24 protein-coding genes are annotated in these 24,697 nt (G+C 41.8%); 23 read left to right on the plus strand and 1 reads right to left on the minus strand.

The window, feature by feature from the left end:
- From RCH61_RS01340 to rlmH, 9 genes are all read left to right on the plus strand, one after another.
- The gene (locus tag RCH61_RS01340; protein ID WP_178006238.1) at positions 1–1,671 is read left to right on the plus strand and encodes a formate--tetrahydrofolate ligase; all 1,671 of its coding nucleotides are present in this window, start codon (positions 1–3) and stop codon (positions 1,669–1,671) included.
- 11 nt (positions 1,672–1,682) lie between these two features.
- Positions 1,683–2,537, plus strand: a complete 855-nt coding sequence (folD, locus tag RCH61_RS01345) for a bifunctional methylenetetrahydrofolate dehydrogenase/methenyltetrahydrofolate cyclohydrolase FolD (protein ID WP_178006237.1) — start codon at positions 1,683–1,685, stop codon at positions 2,535–2,537.
- Positions 2,534–3,853 (plus strand): chitobiase/beta-hexosaminidase C-terminal domain-containing protein, encoded by a 1,320-nt coding sequence (locus tag RCH61_RS01350; RefSeq protein WP_178006236.1) that lies wholly within the window; start codon positions 2,534–2,536, stop codon positions 3,851–3,853. The genes folD and RCH61_RS01350 overlap by 4 nt, the downstream gene beginning before the upstream one ends.
- 147 nt (positions 3,854–4,000) lie before the next feature.
- The gene (locus RCH61_RS01355) at positions 4,001–5,182 is read left to right on the plus strand and encodes an iron-containing alcohol dehydrogenase (RefSeq protein WP_178006235.1); all 1,182 of its coding nucleotides are present in this window, start codon (positions 4,001–4,003) and stop codon (positions 5,180–5,182) included.
- A gap of 216 nt (positions 5,183–5,398) precedes the next feature.
- The gene (locus RCH61_RS01360; protein WP_178006234.1) at positions 5,399–6,286 is read left to right on the plus strand and encodes a sulfide/dihydroorotate dehydrogenase-like FAD/NAD-binding protein; all 888 of its coding nucleotides are present in this window, start codon (positions 5,399–5,401) and stop codon (positions 6,284–6,286) included.
- Positions 6,286–7,680 (plus strand): NADPH-dependent glutamate synthase, encoded by a 1,395-nt coding sequence (gene gltA, locus RCH61_RS01365; RefSeq protein WP_306479659.1) that lies wholly within the window; start codon positions 6,286–6,288, stop codon positions 7,678–7,680. Before RCH61_RS01360 ends, gltA begins: the two co-directional genes overlap by 1 nt.
- A gap of 149 nt (positions 7,681–7,829) precedes the next feature.
- The gene (locus RCH61_RS01370) at positions 7,830–8,525 is read left to right on the plus strand and encodes a DNA alkylation repair protein (RefSeq protein ID WP_178006232.1); all 696 of its coding nucleotides are present in this window, start codon (positions 7,830–7,832) and stop codon (positions 8,523–8,525) included.
- 32 nt (positions 8,526–8,557) lie between these two features.
- Complete coding sequence (locus tag RCH61_RS01375; protein WP_306479660.1) at positions 8,558–10,630, plus strand: HelD family protein; 2,073 nt, start codon at positions 8,558–8,560, stop codon at positions 10,628–10,630.
- Positions 10,631–10,639: 9 nt separating this feature from the next.
- Positions 10,640–11,119, plus strand: coding sequence for a 23S rRNA (pseudouridine(1915)-N(3))-methyltransferase RlmH (gene rlmH, locus RCH61_RS01380; RefSeq protein ID WP_178006230.1), 480 nt, complete (start codon positions 10,640–10,642; stop codon positions 11,117–11,119).
- Positions 11,120–11,130: 11 nt separating this feature from the next.
- On the opposite strand, the gene RCH61_RS01385 is transcribed toward rlmH, so the two are convergent.
- Positions 11,131–12,180 (minus strand): FUSC family protein, encoded by a 1,050-nt coding sequence (locus RCH61_RS01385; RefSeq protein ID WP_178006229.1) that lies wholly within the window; start codon positions 12,178–12,180, stop codon positions 11,131–11,133.
- 180 nt (positions 12,181–12,360) lie between these two features.
- On the opposite strand from RCH61_RS01385, the gene RCH61_RS01390 reads away from it, so the two are divergent.
- From RCH61_RS01390 to miaB, 14 genes are all read left to right on the plus strand, one after another.
- Positions 12,361–12,885 carry an NADH-quinone oxidoreductase subunit NuoE family protein gene (locus RCH61_RS01390; RefSeq protein WP_178006228.1) on the plus strand — a complete coding sequence of 175 codons (525 nt, stop codon included), beginning with the start codon at positions 12,361–12,363 and terminating at the stop codon, positions 12,883–12,885.
- 169 nt (positions 12,886–13,054) lie between these two features.
- Positions 13,055–14,683 (plus strand): transglutaminase domain-containing protein, encoded by a 1,629-nt coding sequence (locus RCH61_RS01395; protein ID WP_178006227.1) that lies wholly within the window; start codon positions 13,055–13,057, stop codon positions 14,681–14,683.
- A 322-nt stretch (positions 14,684–15,005) separates the two neighbouring features.
- Positions 15,006–16,388, plus strand: a complete 1,383-nt coding sequence (locus tag RCH61_RS01400; RefSeq protein ID WP_306479661.1) for an MATE family efflux transporter — start codon at positions 15,006–15,008, stop codon at positions 16,386–16,388.
- Positions 16,389–16,399: 11 nt separating this feature from the next.
- Positions 16,400–16,735 (plus strand): Dabb family protein, encoded by a 336-nt coding sequence (locus tag RCH61_RS01405; RefSeq protein WP_306479662.1) that lies wholly within the window; start codon positions 16,400–16,402, stop codon positions 16,733–16,735.
- 106 nt (positions 16,736–16,841) lie between these two features.
- Entirely contained in the window at positions 16,842–17,126 is a 285-nt protein-coding gene (locus RCH61_RS01410) for a YabP/YqfC family sporulation protein (RefSeq protein WP_178006215.1), read from the plus strand.
- Positions 17,126–18,373, plus strand: a complete 1,248-nt coding sequence (locus RCH61_RS01415) for a sporulation protein YqfD (RefSeq protein WP_178006216.1) — start codon at positions 17,126–17,128, stop codon at positions 18,371–18,373. The genes RCH61_RS01410 and RCH61_RS01415 overlap by 1 nt, the downstream gene beginning before the upstream one ends.
- Positions 18,348–19,343 carry a PhoH family protein gene (locus RCH61_RS01420; protein ID WP_178006217.1) on the plus strand — a complete coding sequence of 332 codons (996 nt, stop codon included), beginning with the start codon at positions 18,348–18,350 and terminating at the stop codon, positions 19,341–19,343. Before RCH61_RS01415 ends, RCH61_RS01420 begins: the two co-directional genes overlap by 26 nt.
- Positions 19,340–19,834 (plus strand): rRNA maturation RNase YbeY, encoded by a 495-nt coding sequence (gene ybeY / locus RCH61_RS01425; protein ID WP_178006218.1) that lies wholly within the window; start codon positions 19,340–19,342, stop codon positions 19,832–19,834. Before RCH61_RS01420 ends, ybeY begins: the two co-directional genes overlap by 4 nt.
- 42 nt (positions 19,835–19,876) lie before the next feature.
- The gene (locus tag RCH61_RS01430; RefSeq protein WP_306479663.1) at positions 19,877–21,562 is read left to right on the plus strand and encodes a putative polysaccharide biosynthesis protein; all 1,686 of its coding nucleotides are present in this window, start codon (positions 19,877–19,879) and stop codon (positions 21,560–21,562) included.
- 62 nt (positions 21,563–21,624) lie between these two features.
- Complete coding sequence (locus RCH61_RS01435) at positions 21,625–22,005, plus strand: hypothetical protein (protein WP_178006220.1); 381 nt, start codon at positions 21,625–21,627, stop codon at positions 22,003–22,005.
- 140 nt (positions 22,006–22,145) lie between these two features.
- On the plus strand, positions 22,146–22,367 hold the full coding sequence (locus RCH61_RS01440; RefSeq protein ID WP_178006221.1) for a DUF896 domain-containing protein: 222 nt from the start codon (positions 22,146–22,148) through the stop codon (positions 22,365–22,367).
- Between the two features lie 28 nt (positions 22,368–22,395).
- Entirely contained in the window at positions 22,396–22,929 is a 534-nt protein-coding gene (locus RCH61_RS01445; RefSeq protein ID WP_306479664.1) for a 5-formyltetrahydrofolate cyclo-ligase, read from the plus strand.
- Positions 22,899–23,081 (plus strand): DUF4250 domain-containing protein, encoded by a 183-nt coding sequence (locus RCH61_RS01450; RefSeq protein WP_178006223.1) that lies wholly within the window; start codon positions 22,899–22,901, stop codon positions 23,079–23,081. The genes RCH61_RS01445 and RCH61_RS01450 overlap by 31 nt, the downstream gene beginning before the upstream one ends.
- 17 nt (positions 23,082–23,098) lie before the next feature.
- On the plus strand, positions 23,099–24,550 hold the full coding sequence (gene miaB, locus RCH61_RS01455) for a tRNA (N6-isopentenyl adenosine(37)-C2)-methylthiotransferase MiaB (RefSeq protein WP_306479665.1): 1,452 nt from the start codon (positions 23,099–23,101) through the stop codon (positions 24,548–24,550).
- Positions 24,551–24,697: the final 147 nt, after the last annotated feature.

Consider the following 24,697-nt stretch of genomic DNA (forward strand, 5'->3'; position numbering starts at 1 on the left):
ATGAAGACAGATATTCAGATTGCACAGGAAGCAAAGATGGAGCACATTAAAGATGTGGCGGCGCGAGCAGGAATCGAAGAAAATGAACTGGAGTTTTACGGAAAGTATAAAGCGAAACTCTCGGATGAATTATGGGATAAGATTAAAGACCGTGAGGACGGAAAACTTGTGCTTGTGACAGCAATCAATCCGACGCCGGCAGGAGAAGGAAAGACAACGACATCCGTCGGACTGGGACAGGCAATGGCAAAATTAAATAAAAATGCAATAATCGCACTTCGCGAACCGTCCCTGGGTCCTTGCTTCGGTATCAAAGGCGGAGCTGCCGGCGGCGGATATTCCCAGGTTGTTCCGATGGAAGATCTGAACCTTCATTTTACGGGAGATTTTCATGCGATCACATCTGCGAATAATTTGCTTGCGGCAATGCTTGACAATCATATTCAGCAGGGAAATGCGCTTCAGATCGATCCGAGGCAGGTTGTGTGGAAACGATGTCTTGATATGAATGACCGTGTACTTAGAAATATAGTCGTAGGTCTCGGTAACAAAATGGACGGTATGGTAAGAGAAGATCATTTTGTTATTACAGTTGCATCTGAGATTATGGCAATCCTTTGCCTTGCAGATGATCTTGCAGATCTTCGGGCGCGTCTTGGAAGAATCATTGTGGCATATAATTTTGCAGGCGAACCGGTTACAGCAGATGATCTGCAGGCAACTGGCGCGATGACAGCTTTGTTGAAAGATGCTGTGAAACCGAACCTTATTCAGACGCTTGAACATACGCCGGCGCTTGTTCACGGAGGTCCGTTTGCAAATATTGCACATGGATGTAACAGTGTAAGAGCAACGAAAATGGCGCTGAAGTTAAGTGATATTACGATTACTGAGGCAGGATTTGGAGCAGATCTTGGAGCAGAGAAGTTCTTTGACATCAAATGCCGTATGGCAGGGTTGAAACCGGATGCAGTTGTTTTGGTTGCAACTGTTCGCGCTTTGAAGTATAATGGTGGGGTTGCGAAGGCGGATCTGGCAGAAGAAAATCTGGACGCTCTCGCAAAAGGAATCGTAAATCTTGAAAAACATATTGAAAATATACAGAAATACAAAGTTCCTGTTGTTGTAACATTAAACTCTTTTGTTACAGACACAGATGCAGAGAATGAGTTTATCCGTAAATTCTGTGAAGAGAGAGGCTGTGAATTCGCTCTTTCCGAAGTATGGGAAAAAGGTGGAGAAGGCGGAATTGCACTTGCAGAAAAAGTGCTGGACACACTGGAACATAAAGAATCGAATTTTGAACCTCTTTATGAAGATACTCTTACATTGGAAGAGAAGATTGAAAAGATTGCGAAAGAAATTTACGGGGCAGACGGTGTTGTATATGAGCCTGCTGCAAAAAAACAGATCGCAAAGATCGAATCTATGGGATTTGGAAACTTCCCTGTATGTATGGCGAAAAATCAGTATTCACTGTCCGATGATGCGAAGAAACTAGGAAGACCTCAGGGATTTGATATCCATATTCGGGAAGTGTATGTCAGCGCAGGAGCCGGATTTGTAGTTGCGCTTACCGGAGCGGTAATGACAATGCCGGGGCTGCCGAAAGTACCGGCTGCAAATGGAATAGATGTTACGGAAGACGGAACAATAACAGGATTGTTTTAAAGGAGAAATAAATGCCACACATTATTGATGGAAAGCTGATTTCAAAACAGATCAAGGATGAATTGAGAGACGAGGTACAGAAATTAAAAGAGGCAGGCAGAACAGCCTGCCTTGCAGTGATACAGGTAGGTCAGGATCCTGCGTCCTCTGTATATGTAAATAATAAAAAGAAAGCATGTGCATATATTGGGATTGGTTCCCGTTCTTATGAGCTGCCAGAGGAGACGTCGGAAGAAGCTCTCGTGGCTCTTGTAGAAGAATTGAATGAAGATCCGGAAGTGAATGGAATTCTTGTGCAGCTTCCGCTGCCGAAACAGATCGATGAAGACAGGATTATTCGTACGATCTCACCGGATAAAGATGTAGATGGTTTTCATCCCGTGAGCGTCGGAAGACTTTGGATCGGAGAAAAAGGATTTTTATCGTGTACACCGGCAGGTGTGATTCAGCTTCTAAGAAGATCGAATATTGAGATTGAAGGAAAAGAATGCGTGATCATCGGAAGAAGCAATATTGTCGGTAAACCGATGGCTGCGTTGCTTCTCAGGGAAAACGCAACGGTGACTGTTGCACATTCAAAAACAAAAGATTTGAAAGAAATCACCCGCAGAGCGGATATTTTAATTGTTGCGATCGGAAAGGCAAGATTTATTACAAAAGAATATGTAAAAGAAGGAGCGGTCGTAATTGACGTGGGAATGCACAGAGATGAACAGAACCATCTGTGCGGAGATGTGGATTATGAAGACGTTGCACGTATTGCTTCAGCTATCACTCCGGTTCCGGGAGGCGTTGGTCCTATGACGATCGCGATGTTAATGAATAATTGTGTGGAAACAATACGCGGCCGGGAGGAAGAATCATGAAATGCGTGCATTGCGGAGCAAATATTCCGGATGATCAAATGATCTGCCCCGTATGCGGCGCTGAAGTACAGATCGTTCCGGACTATAACCCCCTGGATGATCTGCTTGCAAGAGAAGTAAGAGGATCTGTTGAAGGAACGACACGGCAGATACGGACAGATGATATTAGAAGATACAGAAGAGAAGAGTCAACAAAAAACATTAATGCAACTCGCGTTTTGAGTGAAGATGAAATGGCGCGTCTTCGTGCTGATCGAAGGAAAAATGCCAATAATCGGAGAAATACGTCTGATCCACGGCGACAGAAAACAGGAGAGTTTCGGGATGCAAGATCTGATACTGCTGAATTGAGACGACAGCGTCAGGCTCGACAGCAAAAGAGACTGGAAGCGGCAAAACGAAAGAGAAGAAGACTTTTGCTGGCCATGGCTGCGATGCTTGTGCTGATTGGGGCAGGGATTTATGTGGCTTATCAGAATTCTTATACTGGGATGATGAAAAAGGGATACCGTGCCGTTACTCAAAAAGAGTATATTGCTGCAGAAAAGTATTTTGATCGGGCAATTATTAAAGATAAGTCGAAACCGGATGCATACGACGGTCTTGCAAAAATTTATATAGATCAGAATGATTTGGAAGGCGCGGAAGACATTTATATAAATGCGATTAAAACACAGCCTACTAATATAAAGCTTTACCGTGCTGCCATTGATTTTTATATGGAGACAGAGCAGCCGGAAAAAGTAGCGCTGCTTTTGGAAGATTGTGAAGATAAGAGTGTGTTGGATGCGGTTGCGGAATATGTGTGCGAAGCGCCGGAATTTAAGCCGGAGGAAGGAACCTATCAAGAAGTGCAGGAAATCATGATCAGTTCAGACACAAAAGGTGATATTTATTATACTCTTGACGGGACAGACCCGACGGTGGAGACAGGAATAAAATATAAAGAACCGATCTTGCTTGAAAAAGAAGAAACGACGGAGATCCGCGCGATTGTTGTAAATAAAAAAGGGATTCCAAGCGGAGTTGTATCCCAAAGTTATACGATAGAATTTCCGATTGCGGACGCTCCTGCCGTGACACCGTCTACCGGACGATATACCGATCCGCAGAAGATTACGATCACAGTTCCAGATGGATATACGGCTTATTACACGACAGACGGATCAAATCCGACGTCATCTTCGTCAAAATACGAAGGACCGATTGATATGCCGGCGAATACGACGACTACATTTAACGCTGTTTTGATTAATAACCGCAACGGGAAAGAGACAGCGGTGACAACGAGAAGTTATATTACTGTAATTGAGTAAAGTATGTGAAAAACAACCTTGATATTATGTAAAAGTTATATGTATTTTATGCAATTTTTACAAATGCGGGGTTGTTTTTTTAATCCATAAGAGTTATAATGTTTATGTTAAGAAAATAACAATTTGCAAACAAAGGAGATGTCGGAAATGAGCAGATTTTGTTTACCAAGAGACATTTATCACGGAAAAGGATGTCTTGAAGAACTGAAAAACCTGAAAGGAAAAAAAGCAATCCTCGTAGTAGGCGGAGGTTCGATGAAACGTCAGGGATTTCTTGACAGAGCAGTTGAATATTTGAAAGAAGCAGGAATGGAAGTGCAGTTGTTTGAAGGCGTAGAGCCGGATCCGTCCGTTGAGACCGTTATGAAGGGTGCAGAAGCAATGCGTACGTTTGAGCCGGACTGGATCGTATCTATGGGCGGTGGTTCACCGATCGATGCTGCAAAAGCTATGTGGGCATTCTATGAGTATCCAGACACAACATTCGAAGAATTATGTACTCCGTTTAACTTCCCGGAACTGAGACAGAAAGCAAAATTCTGTGCGATTCCGTCTACATCAGGAACAGCAACAGAGGTTACAGCCTTCTCTGTTATTACAAACTATGAGACAGGAGTAAAATATCCGCTGGCTGATTTCAATATTACACCGGATGTAGCGATTGTTGATCCGGATCTTGTAGCAGGTCTTCCGGTAAAACAGGTTGCTTATACAGGAATGGATGCATTGACACATGCGATCGAGGCATATGTTTCTACATTGAACGGACCGTTCACTGATCCGTTAGCATTACAGGCAATCGAGATGGTACTGGATTATCTTCCGGCATCTTATAACTGCAATATGGAAGCAAGAGAGCAGATGCATTATGCACAGTGTCTGGCAGGAATGGCATTCTCGAATGCACTTCTTGGAATCGTACATTCTATGGCACATAAAACAGGAGCAGCTTTCTCTACAGGACATATTCCGCACGGATGTGCAAACGCAATTTACCTTCCGTATGTAATCCAATACAATGCAAAAGATCCTGTAGCTGCAAAACGTTACGCAGAGATCGCGCGCAGAATGGGACTTGACGGAAATTCTGAGAAAGCATTGATCAACAGTCTTGTAGCTAAGATCGATGAGTTTAACGTAAGATTGAATATCCCGAAGACTTTGAAAGAATTCGGTATCAACGAAGATGAGTTTAAAGAGAAGATCGCGAAGATCTCTGAACTTGCAGTAGGCGATGCATGTACAGGTTCTAACCCGAGAGCAATCGATCCGGCAGCTATGGAGAAACTGTTTACATGTACATATTACGGAACAGAAGTTGATTTCTAAATTTTAACTGAAGCAGACACTTATAGATTATAAGTGCTCAGTATATGCCGGGCAGGTTTTGCTGTAGATTGCCTATAACAAAAAGAGGCTTGCCCGCGTAAAAGCGGAAAGTCCGCTGTCTTGATAGAAATATCGTGACAGCGGATTTTTTCAACTTGCCATAGAGCGGATTTTGGCGTATTATAGTGAAGAGTGAAATTTTCAAGGAGGAAGACCATGTATAAGATATTAAAAGCAGAAAAACTGGCGGACAAGATCTTTTTGATGGACGTACACGCGCCGCGTGTTGCAAGTCATTGTGAGCCGGGGCAGTTTGTGATTGTAAAGATGGATGAAAAGGGCGAGCGTATTCCTCTGACTATCTGTGATTATGACAGAGAAGCAGGGACTATCACGATCGTTGTTCAGGAAGTGGGTGCTTCCACGACAAAGATGGGAACATTAAAAGCAGGAGATTCTTTCCGTGACTTTACAGGACCGCTCGGATGCGCTTCTGAATTTGTTCATGAAGATCTCGAAACTTTGAAAAATAAAAAAATGCTGTTTGTGGCAGGCGGGGTAGGAGCAGCTCCGGTATATCCGCAGGTAAAATGGCTCAAAGAGCACGGTATAGAAGCTGATGTGATCGTCGGCGCAAAGACGAAAGATATGCTCATTCTTGAAGATGAGATGAAGGCAGTTGCAGGTAATTATTATCCGTGTACTGACGATGGTACATACGGACATGCGGGTATGGTTACAACGATGATTGAAGAGCTTGTAAACGAAGGCAAAAAATATGATGTCTGTGTTGCAATCGGACCGATGATCATGATGAAATTTGTTTGTATTTTGACGAAAAAGCTGGAACTTCCTACGATCGTCAGCATGAATCCGATCATGGTAGACGGAACAGGAATGTGCGGAGCCTGCCGTCTTCAGGTTGGAGATGAAATCAAATTTGCATGCGTGGACGGACCGGAATTTGACGGACACCTTGTAGATTTTGATCAGGCGATGAAGAGAAGTCAGATGTATAAGACTGCAGAAGGACGCGCTTTGTTGAAACTTCAGGAAGGCGATACTCATCATGGCGGATGCGGACATTGCGGAGGTGACGAATAATGGCAGATGTATTGAAAAAGGTTCCTGTCAGAGAGCAGGATGCGAAGGTACGTGCGACAAATTTTGAGGAAGTATGTCTTGGTTATAACATGGAAGAAGCGATGGAAGAAGCTTCCAGATGCCTGAACTGTAAGAATGCAAAATGTGTTCAGGGCTGTCCGGTTTCCATTGATATTCCTGCTTTTATTCAGGAAGTAAAAGAAGGAAATATTGAAGAAGCATATAAAGTAATCGGAAAATCAAGCGCCCTTCCGGCAATCTGCGGACGAGTATGTCCTCAGGAATCACAGTGTGAAGGAAAATGTATCCGCGGAATTAAAGGAGAGCCGGTTTCAATCGGAAAACTGGAAAGATTTGTTGCGGATTATGCATTGGAGCATGATATTAAACCGGTTGGTGCAGAAGAAAAGAACGGCCATAAAGTTGCTGTGATCGGTTCAGGTCCGTCAGGTCTTACATGTGCAGGAGATCTTGCGAAGCTCGGATATGATGTAACGGTATTTGAAGCGCTTCATGAACTTGGAGGAGTGCTTGTATATGGAATTCCTGAATTCCGTCTTCCGAAACAGAAGATTGTTGCAAAAGAGATTGAGAAGGTAAAAGAACTTGGCGTAAAATTTGAGACAAACGTTGTAATCGGAAAATCTACAACGATCGATCAGCTCATGGAAGAGGAAGGATTTGAAGCTGTGTTTATTGGTTCAGGAGCAGGACTTCCGATGTTCATGGGTATTCCGGGTGAGAATGCAAATGAAGTATTTTCTGCAAATGAATACCTTACAAGAAGCAATCTGATGAAAGCATTCGACGATTCTTATGATACTCCGATCGCGGCAGGTAAGAAAGTAGCTGTCGTAGGAGGAGGAAATGTGGCAATGGATGCCGCAAGAACAGCACTTCGTCTCGGAGCGGAAGTACACATTGTTTACAGAAGAAGCGAAGCAGAACTTCCGGCGAGAGTTGAGGAAGTTCATCATGCAAAAGAAGAAGGAGTAATCTTTGATCTTCTGACAAATCCGAAGAAGATTAATGTAGACGATAACGGAAATATTACAAGCATGACAGTTGTTAAAATGGAACTTGGAGAGCCGGACGCTTCAGGAAGAAGAAGACCGGTAGAGATCGAAGGATCTGAGTATGATATTGAAGTTGACACTGTGATCATGTCTCTTGGAACTTCCCCAAACCCATTGATTTCTTCAACAACAAAAGGTTTGGATGTAAATCGCAGAAAATGTATAGTTGCCGATGAAGAAAACGGACAGACTTCAAAAGAAGGTGTGTTCGCAGGTGGAGACGCCGTTACAGGAGCTGCTACGGTTATACTTGCGATGGGCGCAGGAAAAGCCGGGGCAAAAGGTATTGATGAGTATTTGAAGAATAAAGAAAAATAAAAAGAAATAAAGAAAAATAAGAATAAGCTCTCTTTCCGGATTTGGAGAGGGAGCTTTCTTAATATATCGAAGAGATATAAATGCAGAGAAAATTTTTGCTCTGAAAAAGTTTTTGTAAAATCATAACATGTGATAGCAGGAGACGAAAAATGGTTCAGCAGATAAGAGAAGAACTGAAAAATTTGGCGGAAGAGGATTACAAACAATTTAATGAGAGACTGCTTCCGGGAGTGAAGAATGTTATAGGAGTTCGACTTCCCGCTTTGCGGAAAATTGCAAAAAAAGTGGCAAGAGATCATGGTATACAATATTTGGATGAGGCATATGCTCTTTTTGGAGAAGACTCTTATCATGAAGAATTTCTTGTTTGGGGGCTTGTTATTGCCTATATGAAAGCGGCAAAAGAGGAGCAAAAAAAGCGGCTGGATGAGTTCGTTCCAAAGATCAGTAACTGGGCGGTGTGCGACAGCTGTACGATGAGTTATAAATTTATGGAACAGGAACCGCAATTTTGGTTTGAATATTTGAAAAAATACAAAGAGAGCAGGAACGAATTTGAACTGCGTTTTATGATTGTTGCGTTGATGTCACATTTTGCAGATGAGGAGCATATTGATGAGCTGCTTCAGATTTTTGGCGGCATTGACCATGAAGGGTATTATGTGAGAATGGGAAATGCATGGGCATTATCGGTATGTTATGTGAAATTTCAAGAGAAGACAAGAAGATTTCTTGAAAGGGATATGCTGGACGATTTTACACATAATAAGGCAATACAAAAAATCAGAGAGTCTTACAGAGTCAGTAAAGAAGAAAAAGAGCAGCTGACCTGTTTGAAACGCTGAAAGAATAGAAGAAAAACAGACTGGAGAATCAGATGAGAACAGACAACAGGCAGTTTGATGGAAAGCTTTTTCTGGAAGATGTGAATATAAAATTAAATAACCGGCTGGCAGAAATCAGAAAAGACCTCGATCAAGGATTGAAAGAGATCGAGAATATGCACGATTATTACTGGGAAAATTATACAGAGATGGATCAATATGGGTATGAAGATTATGACAATCAGCAGGCATTGCTGCAGCAAGTCAATGCGAATCGAGACAAGTCAAAGCTGATGCATAGATTCGAAAAAATGGCAGATTCCCCTTTTTTCGGCAGAGTCGATTTTTTGTTTGAAGCAGAAGAAGATGCAGAGCCTTTTTATATAGGGATAGGTAATTTCAGTGAAGGGGCGGGAAAGACTCCGTTGATTTATGATTGGAGAGCGCCTGTGAGCAGTTTGTTTTATGATTTCGATAAAGGAGAGGCATTCTATGAAGCGCCTTCAGGAGTGATTCGAGGAGAAGTTTGTTCGAAATGGCAGTATAAAATACGCGGCGGAAAGATGATCTATGGGTTTGAAAGCGATGTGAAGATTGATGATGAAATTCTGAAACAGGAGCTTGGAAACAGTGGAGATGTTAAGCTGAAAAATATTGTTCGGACAATTCAAAAAGAACAGAATGCGATCATTCGAAATACGAAAGATAAAATTCTTGTCATACAAGGAGCGGCTGGAAGTGGAAAAACGTCCATTGCACTTCACAGGATCGCTTATCTGCTTTATCATGACCGGAAAAATTTGAAATCCTCCGATGTGCTGATCCTTTCTCCGAACAGTGTGTTTGCTGACTATATTTCTCACATTTTGCCGGAACTGGGAGAAGAAAATATAAAAGAGATGAGTTTTGATCTGTTTGCTTATAAAGAACTGCAAGATACAGCAGCAGATTGTGAGGACAGATATGATCAGTTGGAGCGAATGATGCGGTTTGACGATCCGAAAGCGCAGGAGCGGTTTGAATGGAAACAGTCGGCTGAATTCGTCAGTGAAGCAGAAGGCTTTTTTGCAGTGCTTGAAGATGAACTGATGGATTTTCGTGAAATTGAATTTCGCGGAATGAGTTTGTCAGAAGAGGAGATCATTCGTTTGTTTTATTCTAAGTTTTATCAGATTCCGCTTCTGAAAAGAATGGACGCAGTGATGGAATATTTTATTGATTCCTATGAGACGTTAAAAGGGAGAAATATCGAGGAGGACGACCGGGAATTTCTTAGGAAAAAATTTGACAGAATGTATGAAACAAAAGATATATATGCAATTTATAACAAATTGCTTTCAGAGTGTGGAAGGGAACAGATGTCGGATTTGCCTTATGAGCGCAGAAAAATCCAATATGAAGACGTCTTTCCGATGCTTTATGTCAAGTACAGGCTGACCGGCCGGAATGAACATAAAAATATTAAGCATCTCGTGATCGATGAGATGCAGGATTATTCTTATTTGCAGTATCTTATTTTGAAAGGGTTGTTCGATTGTAAGATGACCATACTCGGAGACGGGGCACAGACATTGGGAAAAGAACAACAAGATGTTTTGAAATTTTTGCCGAAAATATTTGGAAAAAATATACGAACTGTTATTTTGAATAAAAGCTACCGCAATACGAGAGAGATAGCTGATTATGCCGGCAAAATCGGGCATACGGAAGAAATTGAATTTTTGGACAGGCATGGAAAAGAAGTAGAAGAAAGAACGTTTGAGAGCGATGAGGAAATATTTGCCGCGATTGAATCTAATTTAAATCTCGAGAAAACAGAAGAAAATGAAGAGGAAACGAAGGAAAAAGAAGCATATGAAACAGCGGCAGTAATCGCCATGAGTGAGGAAGAGGCGTTTGATATTTACAGACTTCTTGAGACGCGGGGAATTACGGCGTCCTATGTAGATCGGAATACATCTGCTTTTCATAAAGGATTAACTGTGACAACTTATTACTTGGCAAAAGGGCTGGAATTTGACCAGGTGTTTGTTGTAAAAGGAAAAAGAAAGAATCCTTTCGAAAAACAGGCGCTTTATATTAGTGCGACACGGGCGCTCCACGAATTGTATGTGTATAAGGAATAAATTGAAAAGATGAAGATTACATTGATTACCGTAGGAAAAATAAAAGAAAAATATTTAAAAGATGCGATTGCGGAATATTCAAAAAGATTGAGTAAATACTGCAAATTGACTGTGATAGAAGTTGCAGATGAAAAAACGCCGGATCAGGCGAGTGAAGCGGTGGAAAATTCGATTCGGACAAAAGAAGGAGAGCGCATTCTGAAGCACATCAAAGAAGATATGTATGTGATCACATTGGAGATCGGCGGGAAAATGCTCTCTTCGGAAGAATTATCTGCAAAGCTTGAGGAACTGGGACTCAAAGGGAAAAGCAATGTTGCGTTTGTTATCGGCGGCTCAATCGGATTGGGAGAAGAAGTCCTCGCCAGATCCGATTATGCCCTTAGCTTCTCCAAAATGACGTTTCCGCATCAGTTGATGAGAGTGATCCTGTTAGAACAAATATACAGAAGTTACAGGATTATTCACAGAGAGCCGTACCATAAATAATAAAATGGAAATCACTCTTGTGCTTTAAAGGTTCGTTCTGTTACAATGTGAAATATTTTTTCAAAACAAAGAGCGTACAAAGATCCGAAAATATTTTGGGCGATTCTGAAAAATACAGCACCGGGGAAACCGATGACGCTGACGGCGATCATCATTGCTCCCAAGGAGTTAAATACAGCCTGCCATCCGTAGCTTGCAGAAAATCCGACGCCGATTCCTCCGATGATTCCGACAACACTGTAAAGTTCGGCGGGAAGATGAGGGAAAACAAATAAAAAGATCAGTCCGCCGAGCAGGTTGCCCGGAATTCGTCCGCATACCCGTTTTTTGATATCTGCGCGGAATGGAAGCAGAACGGACATAGCTGCAATTCCTGCCCACATCGCTCTCGGAAGATTTAAGATCGAAGCGATAAAAATTACGCTTGAAACAGCGCAAGCCATCAAAAGCTGCCAGCGGCTTCTGGAAGAATGAAGATCAAATTCGTCAAAAAGATCTTTCAGTCCGCGTTTATATGTTTTCTTTCTGTGATTGCGCCAAAAAATAAGTCCTGTTAATATAAATCCAAACAACATGGCAAAAAGACGCATCGTATAAGCGCTTCCGGATGCGTCATATCCGAACAGCAAAAGATATCCAAGCACAAGTGTTGAATGATTGTAATAGATTACGTTGTGGCATCCGAGTACCATGAGGATCCAGATACATACAAAGTTTATGAGCAGTCCTCCGAATGTTCCGAGCAGATTAGCCGCTTTCGGTCCAAATGTAAGAATAAGGAAAATGGCGGAAAGCGATAAAAGGCTTTGAGGAGCATAGATGCCGAGATCGACATTTCGGAATACGAGAATACAGAGCAGGATCACGACGCCTACGATGCTGTTATCCTTTCCGAAAAACATACTGTATGCGGTGACAAACGCAACACAAAATGCTACATTTATGAAAACTTTAAAAATATAAATGAAAAGATGATGTAATTTTTCCTTTGGTGTTTTACAATTTTCAATAAGCGATTTGGATCCGGCCTGATTAAGCTGAAGTTCCTGATAAAATGTCATAATGTTGTCCACCTCGATTGAATTTCTGATAGTCAACGAGGCATTATACTAGCGGAACCATTCTTTGTCAATAAAAATTTGTTTAAGACAAATTGAAGAATTGTCAGAGAATTGTTTTAGGAAAGAATGGAAAATATATGAAAAATGTATCACATAAAAAATGAGAAAGGAAGGGAAGGAATGTTGAAAGAAAAAGAAAGCTGTTCACTGGAACAAACGGGAAAGGAGCTTCTGCACAATGAAGAAATAGAAGAAATATTTGCTTATTATGGGAAACAACGTGATAAGGGAAGTCAGGAAATGGTGATTGCCTTGTTAAGAGAGCTTCAAGAAGCAGAAGGGTGTATCACTTCGAAACTAAAACAGCGCGTTTTGGAGACTACAGGGATTACGGACAAATTCTTGGATTGTTTAATTAAAATGTATCCAAGCATTAAGGAAACAAAGCAGGCGCATGAGATCATTGCCTGTACAGGCGAACGCTGCGGAAAAAAAGACGGAATGAAAATTCTGAAAAATCTTAGACTGGAATTGGGAATAAAAAAGGATGGCATTTCGGCTGACGGACGATTTGAACTGCGCACAAGAAATTGTCTGAAACAGTGCAGGACTTCCCCTAATTTATATATTGACGGAAAGCTGTATTCCGGGGAACAGCTCAAAGATATAAAAAGTTTGTTAAACAGTGTTTGCAAGGAAAAATAAGATTTTTCTGTATGATTTTAGGAAGGCAGAAAGGTTGGAAAATCAGATGTGAAAACAGACGAAAATATAGGCAGAAAAGAAGATAAAGTTATTGAAGTATTTCCCTAAATATGATATTTTTTAGAAGTATATAGTAGTTTATAATAAGAATATGGAAGAGGAAAAAAGAATGAGAAAGACAAGACAGATAAAAAGAGGTGTTTTGATATTTGCAGCGGCAGTTGCGACAGTGGTGACATCCGTTCCGGCATATGCGGTTGAGAATGATCCGGCAATTTATGATCTGGCGAAGGAAGAGGTTAATTTGACGTATAATCAAGACGCGCTGAACCTTCTTCAGTATTGTGATAAAGAGGAGTTGAAGACATGGGATCAGTCTTTGGCTCCGATGACCGACGGACAGGCACAGGAAATCAAAGCGTTTGTTGAAAATGATATTGTGCAGGGAGAGACAGACGATTATAAAAAGGCAGGACTTATTTATAACTGGATTGTGAAAAATGTACGGTATGCAGGGGCAAATGATACAGATATCGGGCTTGCTCCCTATGATGTTTTTAAGAAGAAAGTAGCCGTATGCGGAGGGTATTCGAATCTGTATAAAGCGATGCTTAATGCGGCAGGTATTCCGGCAGTTTATGTTATCGGCTGGGCAGGCGGACAGGGTCATGCATGGAATATCGTATATGCAGGTGGAAAATGGTTTTTCTCTGACAGTACGTGGGGAGCATCATATCCTGAACAATATTTTGCACCGGACGTAAAATGGTTCTCAGGATCTCATAAAACACAGGATCTTGTGCAGGTTCGTTTGAACGGCGCGAATAATACGATGGTCGGTTTTTCAAACGGTATTTCTGTAGTGGGAGTAAAGGACGGAACGACAGAGGTGAAAATTCCGGAGACATTTAACGGTTTGGATATTGTATCTGTGTCATCCAATATTTTTAACAGTACATTGAAAACGTTGGATATCCCGAAGGGAGTTACTTATGTTAATACGCAGGGGATATCTGGAGCGACTTCTTTGCAGGCAATTTATGTAGACGAAGGAAATACGGCTTATGCCTCCGTGGATGGAGTACTTTTTACAAAGGATCTGAAAGAAATCTTATGTTATCCGGCCGCAAAAGCAGACGAGAGTTTTACAATTCCAAAAGAGACGGAATGGTATGATGAGAAAGAGACTTTTGTATGTGGGAATTTGAAGAATATCCATGTGGAAGAGGCAAACAGTAAGTATTCCTCTTATGACGGATGTATCTATAACAAAGAGAAGACGTTGCTGTTGACGATTCCGGAAGCAAAAACGGAAGTGAAAGTGCCGGGAACGGTTGTGTTGGACAACACAACATTTAATTCAAGGTCAAACATTACGAAAGTAGAATTGGAGGAAGGAATTAAGACCATTATGCCGTATGTTTTTAATTATTGTACAGGCATTAAAGAATTATATCTTCCGGATAGTTTGGAATCTGTTGAGGCAGACGCATTTAACGGAGTGAATTTAAAGCAGGTTACGGTTTATGGAAACAGAGGGACATATGCAGAGACTTTTGCGAAGGAAAATGGATGTACTTTTGTGGCAGATGCTTCTGAATATAAAAAGGGAGATGTGGACTTGGATGGAAATGTTGCGATCGGAGATGTCCGCATCGTATTGCGCAGCATATGTCAGAAAACAGAATTGAATGAAACACAGAAGCTTGCGGCTGATGTAGAAAAAGACAACAATGTGGATATAAAAGATTTGAGGAAAATTTTAAGATTTGTGTGCGGTAAAATTGATTCCTTTTAAGGGAACGTTTCGATCGGATTTTATAAGTGAAGAGCAAGAGCGTGAAGAAAATCCTCGTTCCACCAGGAGGTGGAGCGGGGATTTTTGCATGGCGATGAGCCAAAGTTCGGGTTTGCCCGAGACCTTGGCGACTGCTTACAATCCCGGAATGTGCTTTTTGGCACTTCCGGTGATTACATTACGGAAAGATAGAGCGGTATTACAGAGAATGTGCAAAGACGCAGTATCCGGTAAATCCTGTTTTTGTCTTGACAGTTGACGGAGAAGAATTATAATGTTCTCTATGGTTAAAAATCAATCATGGAGAGACAGGAGATAAAAGATGGAACAAGAAAAAGCGTTCTTAGGAAAAGAGCCGATCGGAAAATTGCTTTTAAAACTAGCTCTTCCGACGGTGGCGGCACAGTTGATCAATATGCTGTATAACCTTGTGGATAGGATCTATATCGGACACATTCCGAATGTTGGAGTTTCTGCACTTGCCGGAGTCGGAGTGTGTATGCCGTTGATCATGCTCGTATCGGCCTTTGCGGCGCTTGTAGGTTACGGAGGGTCTCCTCGGGCGTCAATTTTTATGGGAAAGAAAGATAATAAAACAGCAGAGAAGATTCTCGGGAACTGTTTTTCAATGCAGATTATGATCTCTGTTGTTTTGACGGCGGTACTCCTTATATGGAGCAGAGATCTGCTTATGCTGTTTGGCGCCAGCAGTGAGTCCATCGAGTACGCGGTCAGCTATATGAATATTTATGCCGTCGGTACGATTTTTGTAGAACTTACGCTGGGAATGAATGTGTTTATCACTGCTCAGGGATTTGCAAAGACAGGAATGCTGTCCGTTTTGATCGGTGCAGTTTCCAATATTGTGCTAGATCCGATCTTTATCTTCGGATTTAAAATGGGTGTGAAAGGAGCTGCCCTTGCAACAATCATATCGCAGGCGTTATCCTGTATTTGGGTTGTTTCTTTCTTGATGGGAAAGAAGACGCTGCTAAAGATCCGAAAAGAAAATCTCCTTCTTCGTCCGGCGATCATTTTTCCTTGTTTGGCGCTTGGTTTAGCAACCTTTGTTATGCAGGCAAGTGAAAGTGTAATCTCAGTTTGCTTTAATTCATCTCTTCAAAGATATGGAGGAGATACAGCAGTGAGTGCAATGGCAATTCTGACAAGTGTAATGCAGTTTGCGATGCTTCCGCTCCAGGGATTAGGGCAGGGAGCACAGCCGATCATCAGTTATAATTATGGAGCAGGAAATGCAAACCGGGTAAAGGGCGCGTTTAAACTGCTGCTGAAAGTAAGTCTTTTCTACTCAGCGATTTTGTGGGGTGCGGTTATGCTCTTCCCAGACTTTTTTGTGGGAATGTTTACTACAGAAGCAGAGTTGATTGTATTTACCCGGACAGCTCTTCGAATTTATATGGCGGTCATGGTGATTTTCGGAATTCAGATGGCGTGTCAGATGACGTTTAATGCACTTGGAAGAGCTGCGGAATCAATCGTTGTGGCGGTGATGCGTAAGTTTGTTCTTTTACTTCCGCTGGTCTATATTATGCCGGCGCTGTTTTCTTCTGATAAGACGATGGCTGTCTATTTGGCGGAACCTGTCGCGGATGTGTTGGCAGTGACTTTTACGGCGATTCTTTTTACCGTACGATTCAAAAAGGCACTGCGTTTTATGAGAAACGGAGAAGTGCAAACTGCATAGGAAATTAGGAAATGTATATTAAAAATAGAAAAGAGGAAGAAAAAATGGTATATCATATTGTAATGTGGAAATTTAAACCGGAAATAGAAGAAAGTAAAAAAGCAGGATTGAAAAAAGAAATGAAAGAAAACCTTACGGCGCTCGTCGGAAAAGTTCCGGGACTTTTGTCGCTTGAATTTGTTGAACAGCCGCTTGGATCAAGCACACATGATATGGCGCTTGTGAGCACATTGGAAAAGGCAGAGGATATTTCTGTTTATGCAAAACATCCGGCTCATGTGGCTGTAGCAGATACTTATGTAAGACCATTTGTGACAGAGAGAGCATGTCTTGATTATGAAGGATAGCATAGAATAGATTTTGATAAGAAATTCTTTGGAAGAGGAAAAAAGAATAGGACAGAAAGTGCCGCACATATACTTGCTATAAAAGGCGTATGTGTGGCATTTTTATATGGAAAAAGAACAGATAAAAAGGAAACTGGCATCGGCTGCAAGTATGCCAAAAGATGTTGTTATGGGAGCTTCCGTCGTTACTGTACTTGGTACGACAGAAGTGTGTATTGAGAACTACAGTGGGATTACGGAATATACAGATTCGATTGTACGTGTCAGGACAAAGCACGGACAGATACAACTGAAAGGCGAACATTTGGAAATTGAATTTTATACGAATGATGAGATGAAGATTACCGGGGGAATCACTTTGATCGAGTTTCAGGAGGGGAGGCATTCCTGATGATTGAAAAAGCAATTCGGTATTTGAAAGGTTATGTGAAACTTCAGATCAAAGGATATTCACCGGAACGATTTTTGAATATGTGTTCCTATCATCATATTTTGATATGGGGACTGGCGTATGGCGATCATTGCTATGAACTTTGCATGAGCATAGCCGATTTTAAAAAGATCCGCTCTTTTGCGAAGAAAACACATACGAAAGTCTGTGTAAAAGAGCGGCACGGTTTTCCTTTTTTTCTTTATAAAAACCGGAGCCGAAAACTGTTTTTTGCCGGGATTTTTCTTTGTCTTTTTTTATTGCAGATTTATTCTGTATTTATATGGGATATCCATTTTACGGGGAATGAAACGCGGACGGATGAAGCGTTATCCCTCTTTTTGAGAGAGAAAGGCGTTTTTGCGGGAATGTTGAAAAAGGAAGTGGATTGTCAGAAGATCGTAAAAGAAATTCGTACAGAATACGACGATATTGTGTGGGTTTCTGCATCGGTAGACGGGAGCAGACTGAAAATTCAGATTAAGGAGAACGAAGATTCTTTCGAGGAGAAAGAAAAGGAAGAAGGGAAAGCAGTTGATCTGATCGCATCTACAGACGGGGTTATCACAAAGATCGTAACGAGAACCGGCGTGCCTCAGGTACACATAGGTGATACTGTGAAAAAAGGTGATATCCTTGTCAGTGGACGGGTAGAAATCATCAATGACAGTATGGAAGTGATCGGATACAAATATTGTCATTCGGATGCGGATATTTTTGCGGATACGCAGATCGAGTATGAAGACGAAATAGCGGCAACATATCAGGAAAAGGTGTATGATAAAACGGAAAAACATCGTATTTTTGTGCAGATAAACGGAAAACAGCTTTCTTTAGGGAGCGTAAAGATGAAGTCGAAACGATATGAAATCGCATCAAAAAAATATGGCGTGAAAGCAGGAGAAAATTTTTATCTTCCCATTTCTTATGGGATGGAAAGCGCTAGATCATATCACTTTCGTGAAAAAATATATACAAAGGAAGAGATGAGATCACTTTTGAGTAAAGATTTTAAGCAATTTTGCAAAGATTTACAGGAAAAAGGTATTCAAATAAGAGAAAATAGTGTTAAAATACATCTGTATGAAAAATCTGCCAAAGCAATGGGTACACTCTATTTGAATGAGAGGATTACAGAGAAGGCAGATACAGAAATAAAAACGATCGAAAGGAAAGAATCGGATGAGTCTGTCGGAACTGATGATTGATATACCTGCGGAGCACGAGGCGAATGTGTTTGGGCAGTTTGACGTTTACGCAAAAAAAATAGAACGGACATTTCGTGTCACTTTGATTGCACGGGATGGCAATATGAAAATTGTAGGAGAGAACGCAGCGGCGGAGAAGACTCGCCGGGTATTGACTCAGCTTTTGGAACTGTCACGGCGCGGTAATACGATTACGGAGCAGAATGTGGATTATGCGATCTCTCTTGTGTTTGAAGATCAGGAGGAAGGTATTGTAGAGATTGACAGAGATCTGATCTGTCATACGCTGCAGGGAAAGCCGATCAAGCCGAAAACACTTGGGCAGAAAAAATACGTAGATGCTATTAGAGATGGGATGATTACGTTCGGACTTGGTCCGGCGGGAACAGGAAAGACGTATTTGGCAATGGCAATGGCGATTACGGCTTTCAAGCGAAATGACGTAAGCAGGATCATCTTGACTCGTCCGGCAATCGAGGCAGGGGAAAAACTCGGATTTCTTCCGGGAGATCTTCAAAGCAAGATCGATCCGTATTTACGGCCGTTATATGACGCTCTTTATCAGATTATGGGAGCGGAAAGTTTTTTGAAAAATTCGGAGAAAGGATTGATCGAAGTCGCTCCGCTGGCTTATATGCGAGGAAGGACTTTGGATAATGCGTTTATTATTCTTGATGAAGCGCAGAATACGACTCCGGCTCAAATGAAGATGTTTTTGACAAGAATCGGATTTGGATCAAAAGTCGTTGTTACGGGAGATTCTACGCAAAAAGACCTTCCGGCAGGAACGGTTTCTGGTTTGGATGTAGCAGTCAAAGTTGTGAAGGATTTGGAAGGTGTAAGCATCTGTAGTCTGACAAGCAAGGATGTTGTAAGACATCCGCTTGTACAAAAGATTGTCCGTGCATATGAAGAATATGAGAAAAAGAACAGTCCGAAAAATAAAAATGGCAGGAGGAAAAAAGCATGAGTCTGTTTATGGAAATAGAAACGGAAAGAGAACTGCCATTTGATGCGGAAGAAGTTGCAAAACTTGTAATCGGAACGGCGCTTGATTATGTCGGATGTCCGTACGAAACCGAGATTAATCTGCTCCTTACAACAGATGAGGAGATGAAAGAGATGAATCGGACGCACCGTCAGATCGACCGGACTACGGATGTACTGTCGTTTCCGATGATAGATTACGACACTCCGGGAGATTTTTCTCATTTGGAAGACAAGATGGATTTGTTTCATCCCGAGACAGGGGAACTGATGCTTGGCGATATTGTGATTTCAGTAGACAAAGTATTTACGCAGGCGGAAGAATACGGTCATTCTCCTCTTCGGGAATATGCATTTTTGATCGCGCATAGTATGCTTCATTTGTTTGGATATGACCATATGGAAGAAGAGGAAAGAATTGATATGGAGACGCGTCAAAGAAAGATTATGGAACTTGTAAACATAACAAGATAAATGCTTGCAGGATCAAAATCACTGGATAAAAGGAGAACAACTATGGAGGATACACAGGCAAATCGAAGAAAAAAAACAAGGGGAGAGGATTACATCGCGCAGGGGTCGATTTTAGCTGTAGCGGTTGTAATCACAAAGATTATCGGTGTTGTGTACCGGATCCCTTTGACGAATATATTAGGAGATGAGGGAAACGGGTTTTACGGATATGCCTATCAGGTTTATGCGATTGCACTTATGCTCTCATCATTAAGTCTTCCGACTGCGGTATCAAAGCTTGTATCGGTGAGAATGGCCGTGGGGCAGCGGCGCAATGCATTCCGGGTATTTTTATGTTCCTTACTGTTTGCAGTTTCTGTAGGTCTGATTATATCCCTTGCAATCTTTTTAGGTGCAGGGGCGATTTCAGAGCATATGATGAAGGCGCCTTTTAGCATTTATGCACTTAAAGTTCTTGCACCAGGACTTCTGATCGTTGCTGTCATGGCAGTCTTAAGAGGTTATTTTCAAGGATTAGGAACAATGGTTCCGACTGCAGTGTCGCAGATCATCGAACAGATCATTAATGCGGTTGTAAGTATTATAGGAGCAAGCGTTCTCTTCGGAATGGGAAGCCGCGCAGGCGAGAAGGCAGGAGAAAAGCTTTTGGGGCCGGCTTACGGCGCTGCGGGCGGTACGCTGGGAACAGTAGTCGGAGCGGCGGCAGGACTTTTGTTTCTGCTATTTGTTCTTTGGATCTTTAAAGGCGGGATACGCCGGCAGATCAAAAGAGATCACACAAAGGAAAAGGAAACCTACTCTCATATATTGAAAGTGCTTGTCATGACGGCGATTCCTGTGATCTTCAGTACGGCGATCTATAACATCAATCAGATATTAGACCTTACGATTTTCAATCATATTATGGATGCACAGGGATTTACAGAAAGTGAGTATATGGCGCTGCAAGGAATCTATACCGGAAAATACGATCCCCTTATCAATGTGCCGATGTCGATTCCGTATGCGCTGAGTACATCCATCGTTCCGGCGCTTACGACAGTCGTAATGGCGAGAAATAAAAGAAAGACGCATTATCAGATTGATCAGACGCTTCGGCTGACAACGATTATTACTCTTCCAAGCTGCGTGGGATTTCTTGTTCTGGCATCTCCACTCATGGTGCTTCTTTATAATGATGCAGGAAAAGTACCGGCACAGCTTTTGATGTTGGGATCTGTAGTGATCATTTTGTATGGATGGTCTACGATTACGAACGCAGTTTTACAGGGATTAAACTATTTATCCTCTCCGGCTAAGAATGCTGCCGCTGCTCTTGTTATTCATTTAGGGGCGCTTGTGTTGATGCTGACTGTATTTAAATGGAACGTATATGCCCTTGTGGGAAGCAATATTGTGTTTGCGGTGATTATGTGTGTTTTGAATCAGAGAAAAATCCGTCAAGTATGTGGATTTCGAATCAATCTTCGGAGAACTTTTGTAAAACCGTTGATCGCTTCTGCGATTATGGGAGCTGTCACATATGGGGTTCATTTTGGGCTGGATCGTTTGATTGGAGGAAGAGTGATTCCGACGGTTTTGGCAATTTTTGTGGCAGTCATCGTTTATGGAGTCCTTATTTTGAAATTAGGCGCTCTTTCTGAGAAAGATATTCAGGCGCTTCCGATGGGAACGCGGATCTTAGGCTGGTGTCAGACGTTGAGATTGATGCCGTCAAGGGAAGAATAGCACAAATAAAGTGAATAAAATCAAGAAAAAAGCTGATACTGTATAGAAAAGGGGTAGATGATATGAACTCAAAATACAGGATCGGCTTTTTGTGTGCCGGAGCAGTGTTTCTCCTGTTTATAACGCTTGCATATAAGATGTCTTATGAGTATTCTATGGACAGGCATATGGAAAAATTAAGTGAAAGAAAAGAAGAAACAGAAAAAACGGAAAGTATTGCAGCAGAAGGTGAAGCAGTAAAAGGAGAAGAAAAAAATGGATTCTATCTCCAGGAACTTCACGGATTTATCGTTGTGTATCTAGATGACCGAAAAACAATTTATGAATTTACGGAGATCCAAACATCAGATCTTCCGCAAGAAGTACGGCAGGAAATTGCGTCAGGAAAGCGGATTGAAACGGTGGAAGAGTTGTACGCTTTTTTGGAAAATTATTCAAGTTAGAACAGGCAGTTGGGGAAGTGATGGGCAGGGAAAACAGCAGAGGCACAATGACGGTGGACGGAATCGGAGAAATGGTGTATAATACAGAGCTGTAAAATAAGAGGTGTCATAGGAAAATTTAGAGTACGAAAGGAATTACAATGGATCAACAGAAGATAGAAAGGATCAATGAATTATACAGAAAATCAAAAGCAGAAGGATTGACTGAAGCAGAGAAAAAAGAACAGAAAATTTTGAGAACAGAATATATGGATTCTGTGAGACGGAATTTAAGAAGCCAGCTTAATAATATAGACATTGAAGAAAAAGACGGACGGGTGATTAATCTCGGAGAAAAATATGGGAACAAAACAGGACATTAGGAAATCTATGAGGAGACTCCGGGCTGAGATGTCTGAATCAGAAAGAGCAGAGGCGGGACGCGTCATCGCGGCGCGCCTTTTTTCCTCGTCAATATATAGAGACGCCCGTATTGTGTGCTGTTATGTTTCTTTCGGGGAAGAAGTTCCGACGAAAGAGATATTGGAGGAATCTCTTCGGAGAGGAAAGCATGTCGCTGTTCCGCGGGTGACGGGGAAGAGGAATATGGAGTTTGCTCTGATCCGAAGTATGTCGGATTTGGCGCCCGGGTGTTATAACATACCGGAACCTGGGGCATGGTGTCCGAAAGTTTCAAAAGGGGAACAAGAGATGCTTATGATTGTACCAGGGATTGCTTTTGACAGATACGGCGGCAGGATCGGATACGGCGGGGGTTATTATGATTCCTATTTGGAAGATGCAGACTGCGTAAAAGCAGCGATTGCATTTGATCTTCAATGTGTGGAAAAGATCGAGTCGGACGTACATGATGTACGGGTGGATTATATTATTACGGAAAAGGAGATGATCACATGTCATCAAGACTGCCGAAAGATCCGGTGATGCTTTTAAGCGTTGTAAATACAAAATTAAGAGATTATTATTCGACGCTGGATGCATTATGTGAGGATATGGAGATTGACAAAAAGGAATTGATCGAGAAATTAGAGTTGATCGATTATACATATGATGTGGGCAGAAACCAGTTTGTGTGATGGATAAGAGGAAGAATATGGAGAAGAAAACATTGATAACGGCAGAGGCAGAGATGCAAATTCCGGTGACAGAACCGGAAAGACAATATTATTTTATAGAAAAGGCGAAAGAAAATCTGGCAAAGCTTATGGAGCAGGAGAAACGAAGCTTTACATTCTGTGTCACAACATTTGGCTGTCAGATGAATGCGCGGGATTCGGAAAAACTGGTCGGCATATTGGAACAGATCGGGTATGTCGAAGAACCGGATGAGGAAAAGGCAGATTTTGTCATTTATAATACGTGTACTGTTCGGGAGAACGCAAATCAGAGAGTTTACGGACGTTTAGGGCAGCTGGGCAGGATTAAGAAAAAGAATCCGCATATGATGATCGCACTTTGCGGCTGTATGATGCAGGAACCGGAAGTTGTGGAAAAGCTGAAGAAAAGTTATCGTTTTGTAGATTTGATTTTCGGGACTCATAATATTTATAAATTTGCGGAACTGATCGTTTCCAGAATGAATTCTGGGAAGATGGTGATCGATATATGGAAAGATACGGATAAGATCGTGGAAGATTTGCCGAGCGAGAGAAAATATCCCTTCAAATCAGGGGTTAATATTATGTTTGGATGCAATAATTTTTGCAGTTATTGTATCGTTCCTTATGTAAGAGGGCGTGAAAGAAGCCGTGATCCGAAAGCGATTATAAGAGAAATTGAGCGACTGGCAGAAGACGGGGTCGTAGAAGTAATGCTTTTGGGACAGAATGTAAATTCTTACGGAAAAACGTTGGAACATCCGATGTCGTTTGCGCAGCTTCTTCAGGAGATTGAGAAGATTGATAAAATCGAACGGATCCGTTTCATGACGTCTCATCCAAAAGATCTTTCTGATGAATTGATTGAAGTGATGGCGCAGTCGAAGAAAATCTGCCGCCATCTGCATCTGCCTGTGCAGTCAGGAAGTACCCGGATTTTAGAGAAGATGAACAGACGGTATACAAAAGAACATTATCTTGGACTTGTGGAAAAAATAAGAACGGCAATACCGGATATTTCTTTGACGACTGATATTATTGTTGGTTTTCCGGGAGAGACAGAAGAAGATTTTCAGGAGACACTGGACGTAGTGCGTAAGGTCGAGTATGACAGCGCTTTTACGTTTATTTATTCGAAGCGTACCGGGACACCGGCGGCTGTAATGGAAGGTCAGATTCCTGATGAAGTTGTGAAAGACCGTTTTGGACGCCTTCTTGAAGAAGTACAGACAATTTCGGCACGTATGTGTGCGAAGCATGAAGGCACGGTTCAAAGAGTGCTTGTGGAGTCTCACAACGAACACGATGAACGATTAATGACTGGAAGACTGAGCAATAATCTGCTTGTGCATTTTCCGGGGGATGAGTCGATGATCGGTAAGTTTGCAGATGTCAGACTTGATGAGTGTAAAGGATTTTACTATATCGGAAAAATTGTAGAAAAATAAGAAAACAGGAAAGTTACATAAGAAAAGGACAACAATTCGTGTGCATATACGATCTGTTGTCCTTTTTTTTTCATGGCGACGAGTCAAAGTCCGGGCTTGCCGAGATCTTGGCGAGCGCTTACAATCCCGGAATGTGCCTTTTGGAAC

Origin of the sequence: Mediterraneibacter sp. (genome assembly GCF_030825015.1) — a bacterium.
In the GTDB taxonomy this organism is placed as follows: Bacteria; Bacillota; Clostridia; order Lachnospirales; family Lachnospiraceae; genus Mediterraneibacter.

Coding starts and splice junctions, on each gene's coding strand:
- RCH61_RS01340 (WP_178006238.1), top strand. CDS start 1: ATGAAGACAGATATTCAGATTGCACAGGAAGCAAAGATGGAGCACATT.
- folD (WP_178006237.1), top strand. CDS start 1,683: ATGCCACACATTATTGATGGAAAGCTGATTTCAAAACAGATCAAGGAT.
- RCH61_RS01350 (WP_178006236.1), top strand. CDS start 2,534: ATGAAATGCGTGCATTGCGGAGCAAATATTCCGGATGATCAAATGATC.
- RCH61_RS01355 (WP_178006235.1), top strand. CDS start 4,001: ATGAGCAGATTTTGTTTACCAAGAGACATTTATCACGGAAAAGGATGT.
- RCH61_RS01360 (WP_178006234.1), top strand. CDS start 5,399: ATGTATAAGATATTAAAAGCAGAAAAACTGGCGGACAAGATCTTTTTG.
- gltA (WP_306479659.1), top strand. CDS start 6,286: ATGGCAGATGTATTGAAAAAGGTTCCTGTCAGAGAGCAGGATGCGAAG.
- RCH61_RS01370 (WP_178006232.1), top strand. CDS start 7,830: ATGGTTCAGCAGATAAGAGAAGAACTGAAAAATTTGGCGGAAGAGGAT.
- RCH61_RS01375 (WP_306479660.1), top strand. CDS start 8,558: ATGAGAACAGACAACAGGCAGTTTGATGGAAAGCTTTTTCTGGAAGAT.
- rlmH (WP_178006230.1), top strand. CDS start 10,640: ATGAAGATTACATTGATTACCGTAGGAAAAATAAAAGAAAAATATTTA.
- RCH61_RS01385 (WP_178006229.1), bottom strand. CDS start 12,180: ATGACATTTTATCAGGAACTTCAGCTTAATCAGGCCGGATCCAAATCG.
- RCH61_RS01390 (WP_178006228.1), top strand. CDS start 12,361: ATGTTGAAAGAAAAAGAAAGCTGTTCACTGGAACAAACGGGAAAGGAG.
- RCH61_RS01395 (WP_178006227.1), top strand. CDS start 13,055: ATGAGAAAGACAAGACAGATAAAAAGAGGTGTTTTGATATTTGCAGCG.
- RCH61_RS01400 (WP_306479661.1), top strand. CDS start 15,006: ATGGAACAAGAAAAAGCGTTCTTAGGAAAAGAGCCGATCGGAAAATTG.
- RCH61_RS01405 (WP_306479662.1), top strand. CDS start 16,400: ATGTATATTAAAAATAGAAAAGAGGAAGAAAAAATGGTATATCATATT.
- RCH61_RS01410 (WP_178006215.1), top strand. CDS start 16,842: ATGGAAAAAGAACAGATAAAAAGGAAACTGGCATCGGCTGCAAGTATG.
- RCH61_RS01415 (WP_178006216.1), top strand. CDS start 17,126: ATGATTGAAAAAGCAATTCGGTATTTGAAAGGTTATGTGAAACTTCAG.
- RCH61_RS01420 (WP_178006217.1), top strand. CDS start 18,348: ATGAGTCTGTCGGAACTGATGATTGATATACCTGCGGAGCACGAGGCG.
- ybeY (WP_178006218.1), top strand. CDS start 19,340: ATGAGTCTGTTTATGGAAATAGAAACGGAAAGAGAACTGCCATTTGAT.
- RCH61_RS01430 (WP_306479663.1), top strand. CDS start 19,877: ATGGAGGATACACAGGCAAATCGAAGAAAAAAAACAAGGGGAGAGGAT.
- RCH61_RS01435 (WP_178006220.1), top strand. CDS start 21,625: ATGAACTCAAAATACAGGATCGGCTTTTTGTGTGCCGGAGCAGTGTTT.
- RCH61_RS01440 (WP_178006221.1), top strand. CDS start 22,146: ATGGATCAACAGAAGATAGAAAGGATCAATGAATTATACAGAAAATCA.
- RCH61_RS01445 (WP_306479664.1), top strand. CDS start 22,396: ATGTCTGAATCAGAAAGAGCAGAGGCGGGACGCGTCATCGCGGCGCGC.
- RCH61_RS01450 (WP_178006223.1), top strand. CDS start 22,899: ATGTCATCAAGACTGCCGAAAGATCCGGTGATGCTTTTAAGCGTTGTA.
- miaB (WP_306479665.1), top strand. CDS start 23,099: ATGGAGAAGAAAACATTGATAACGGCAGAGGCAGAGATGCAAATTCCG.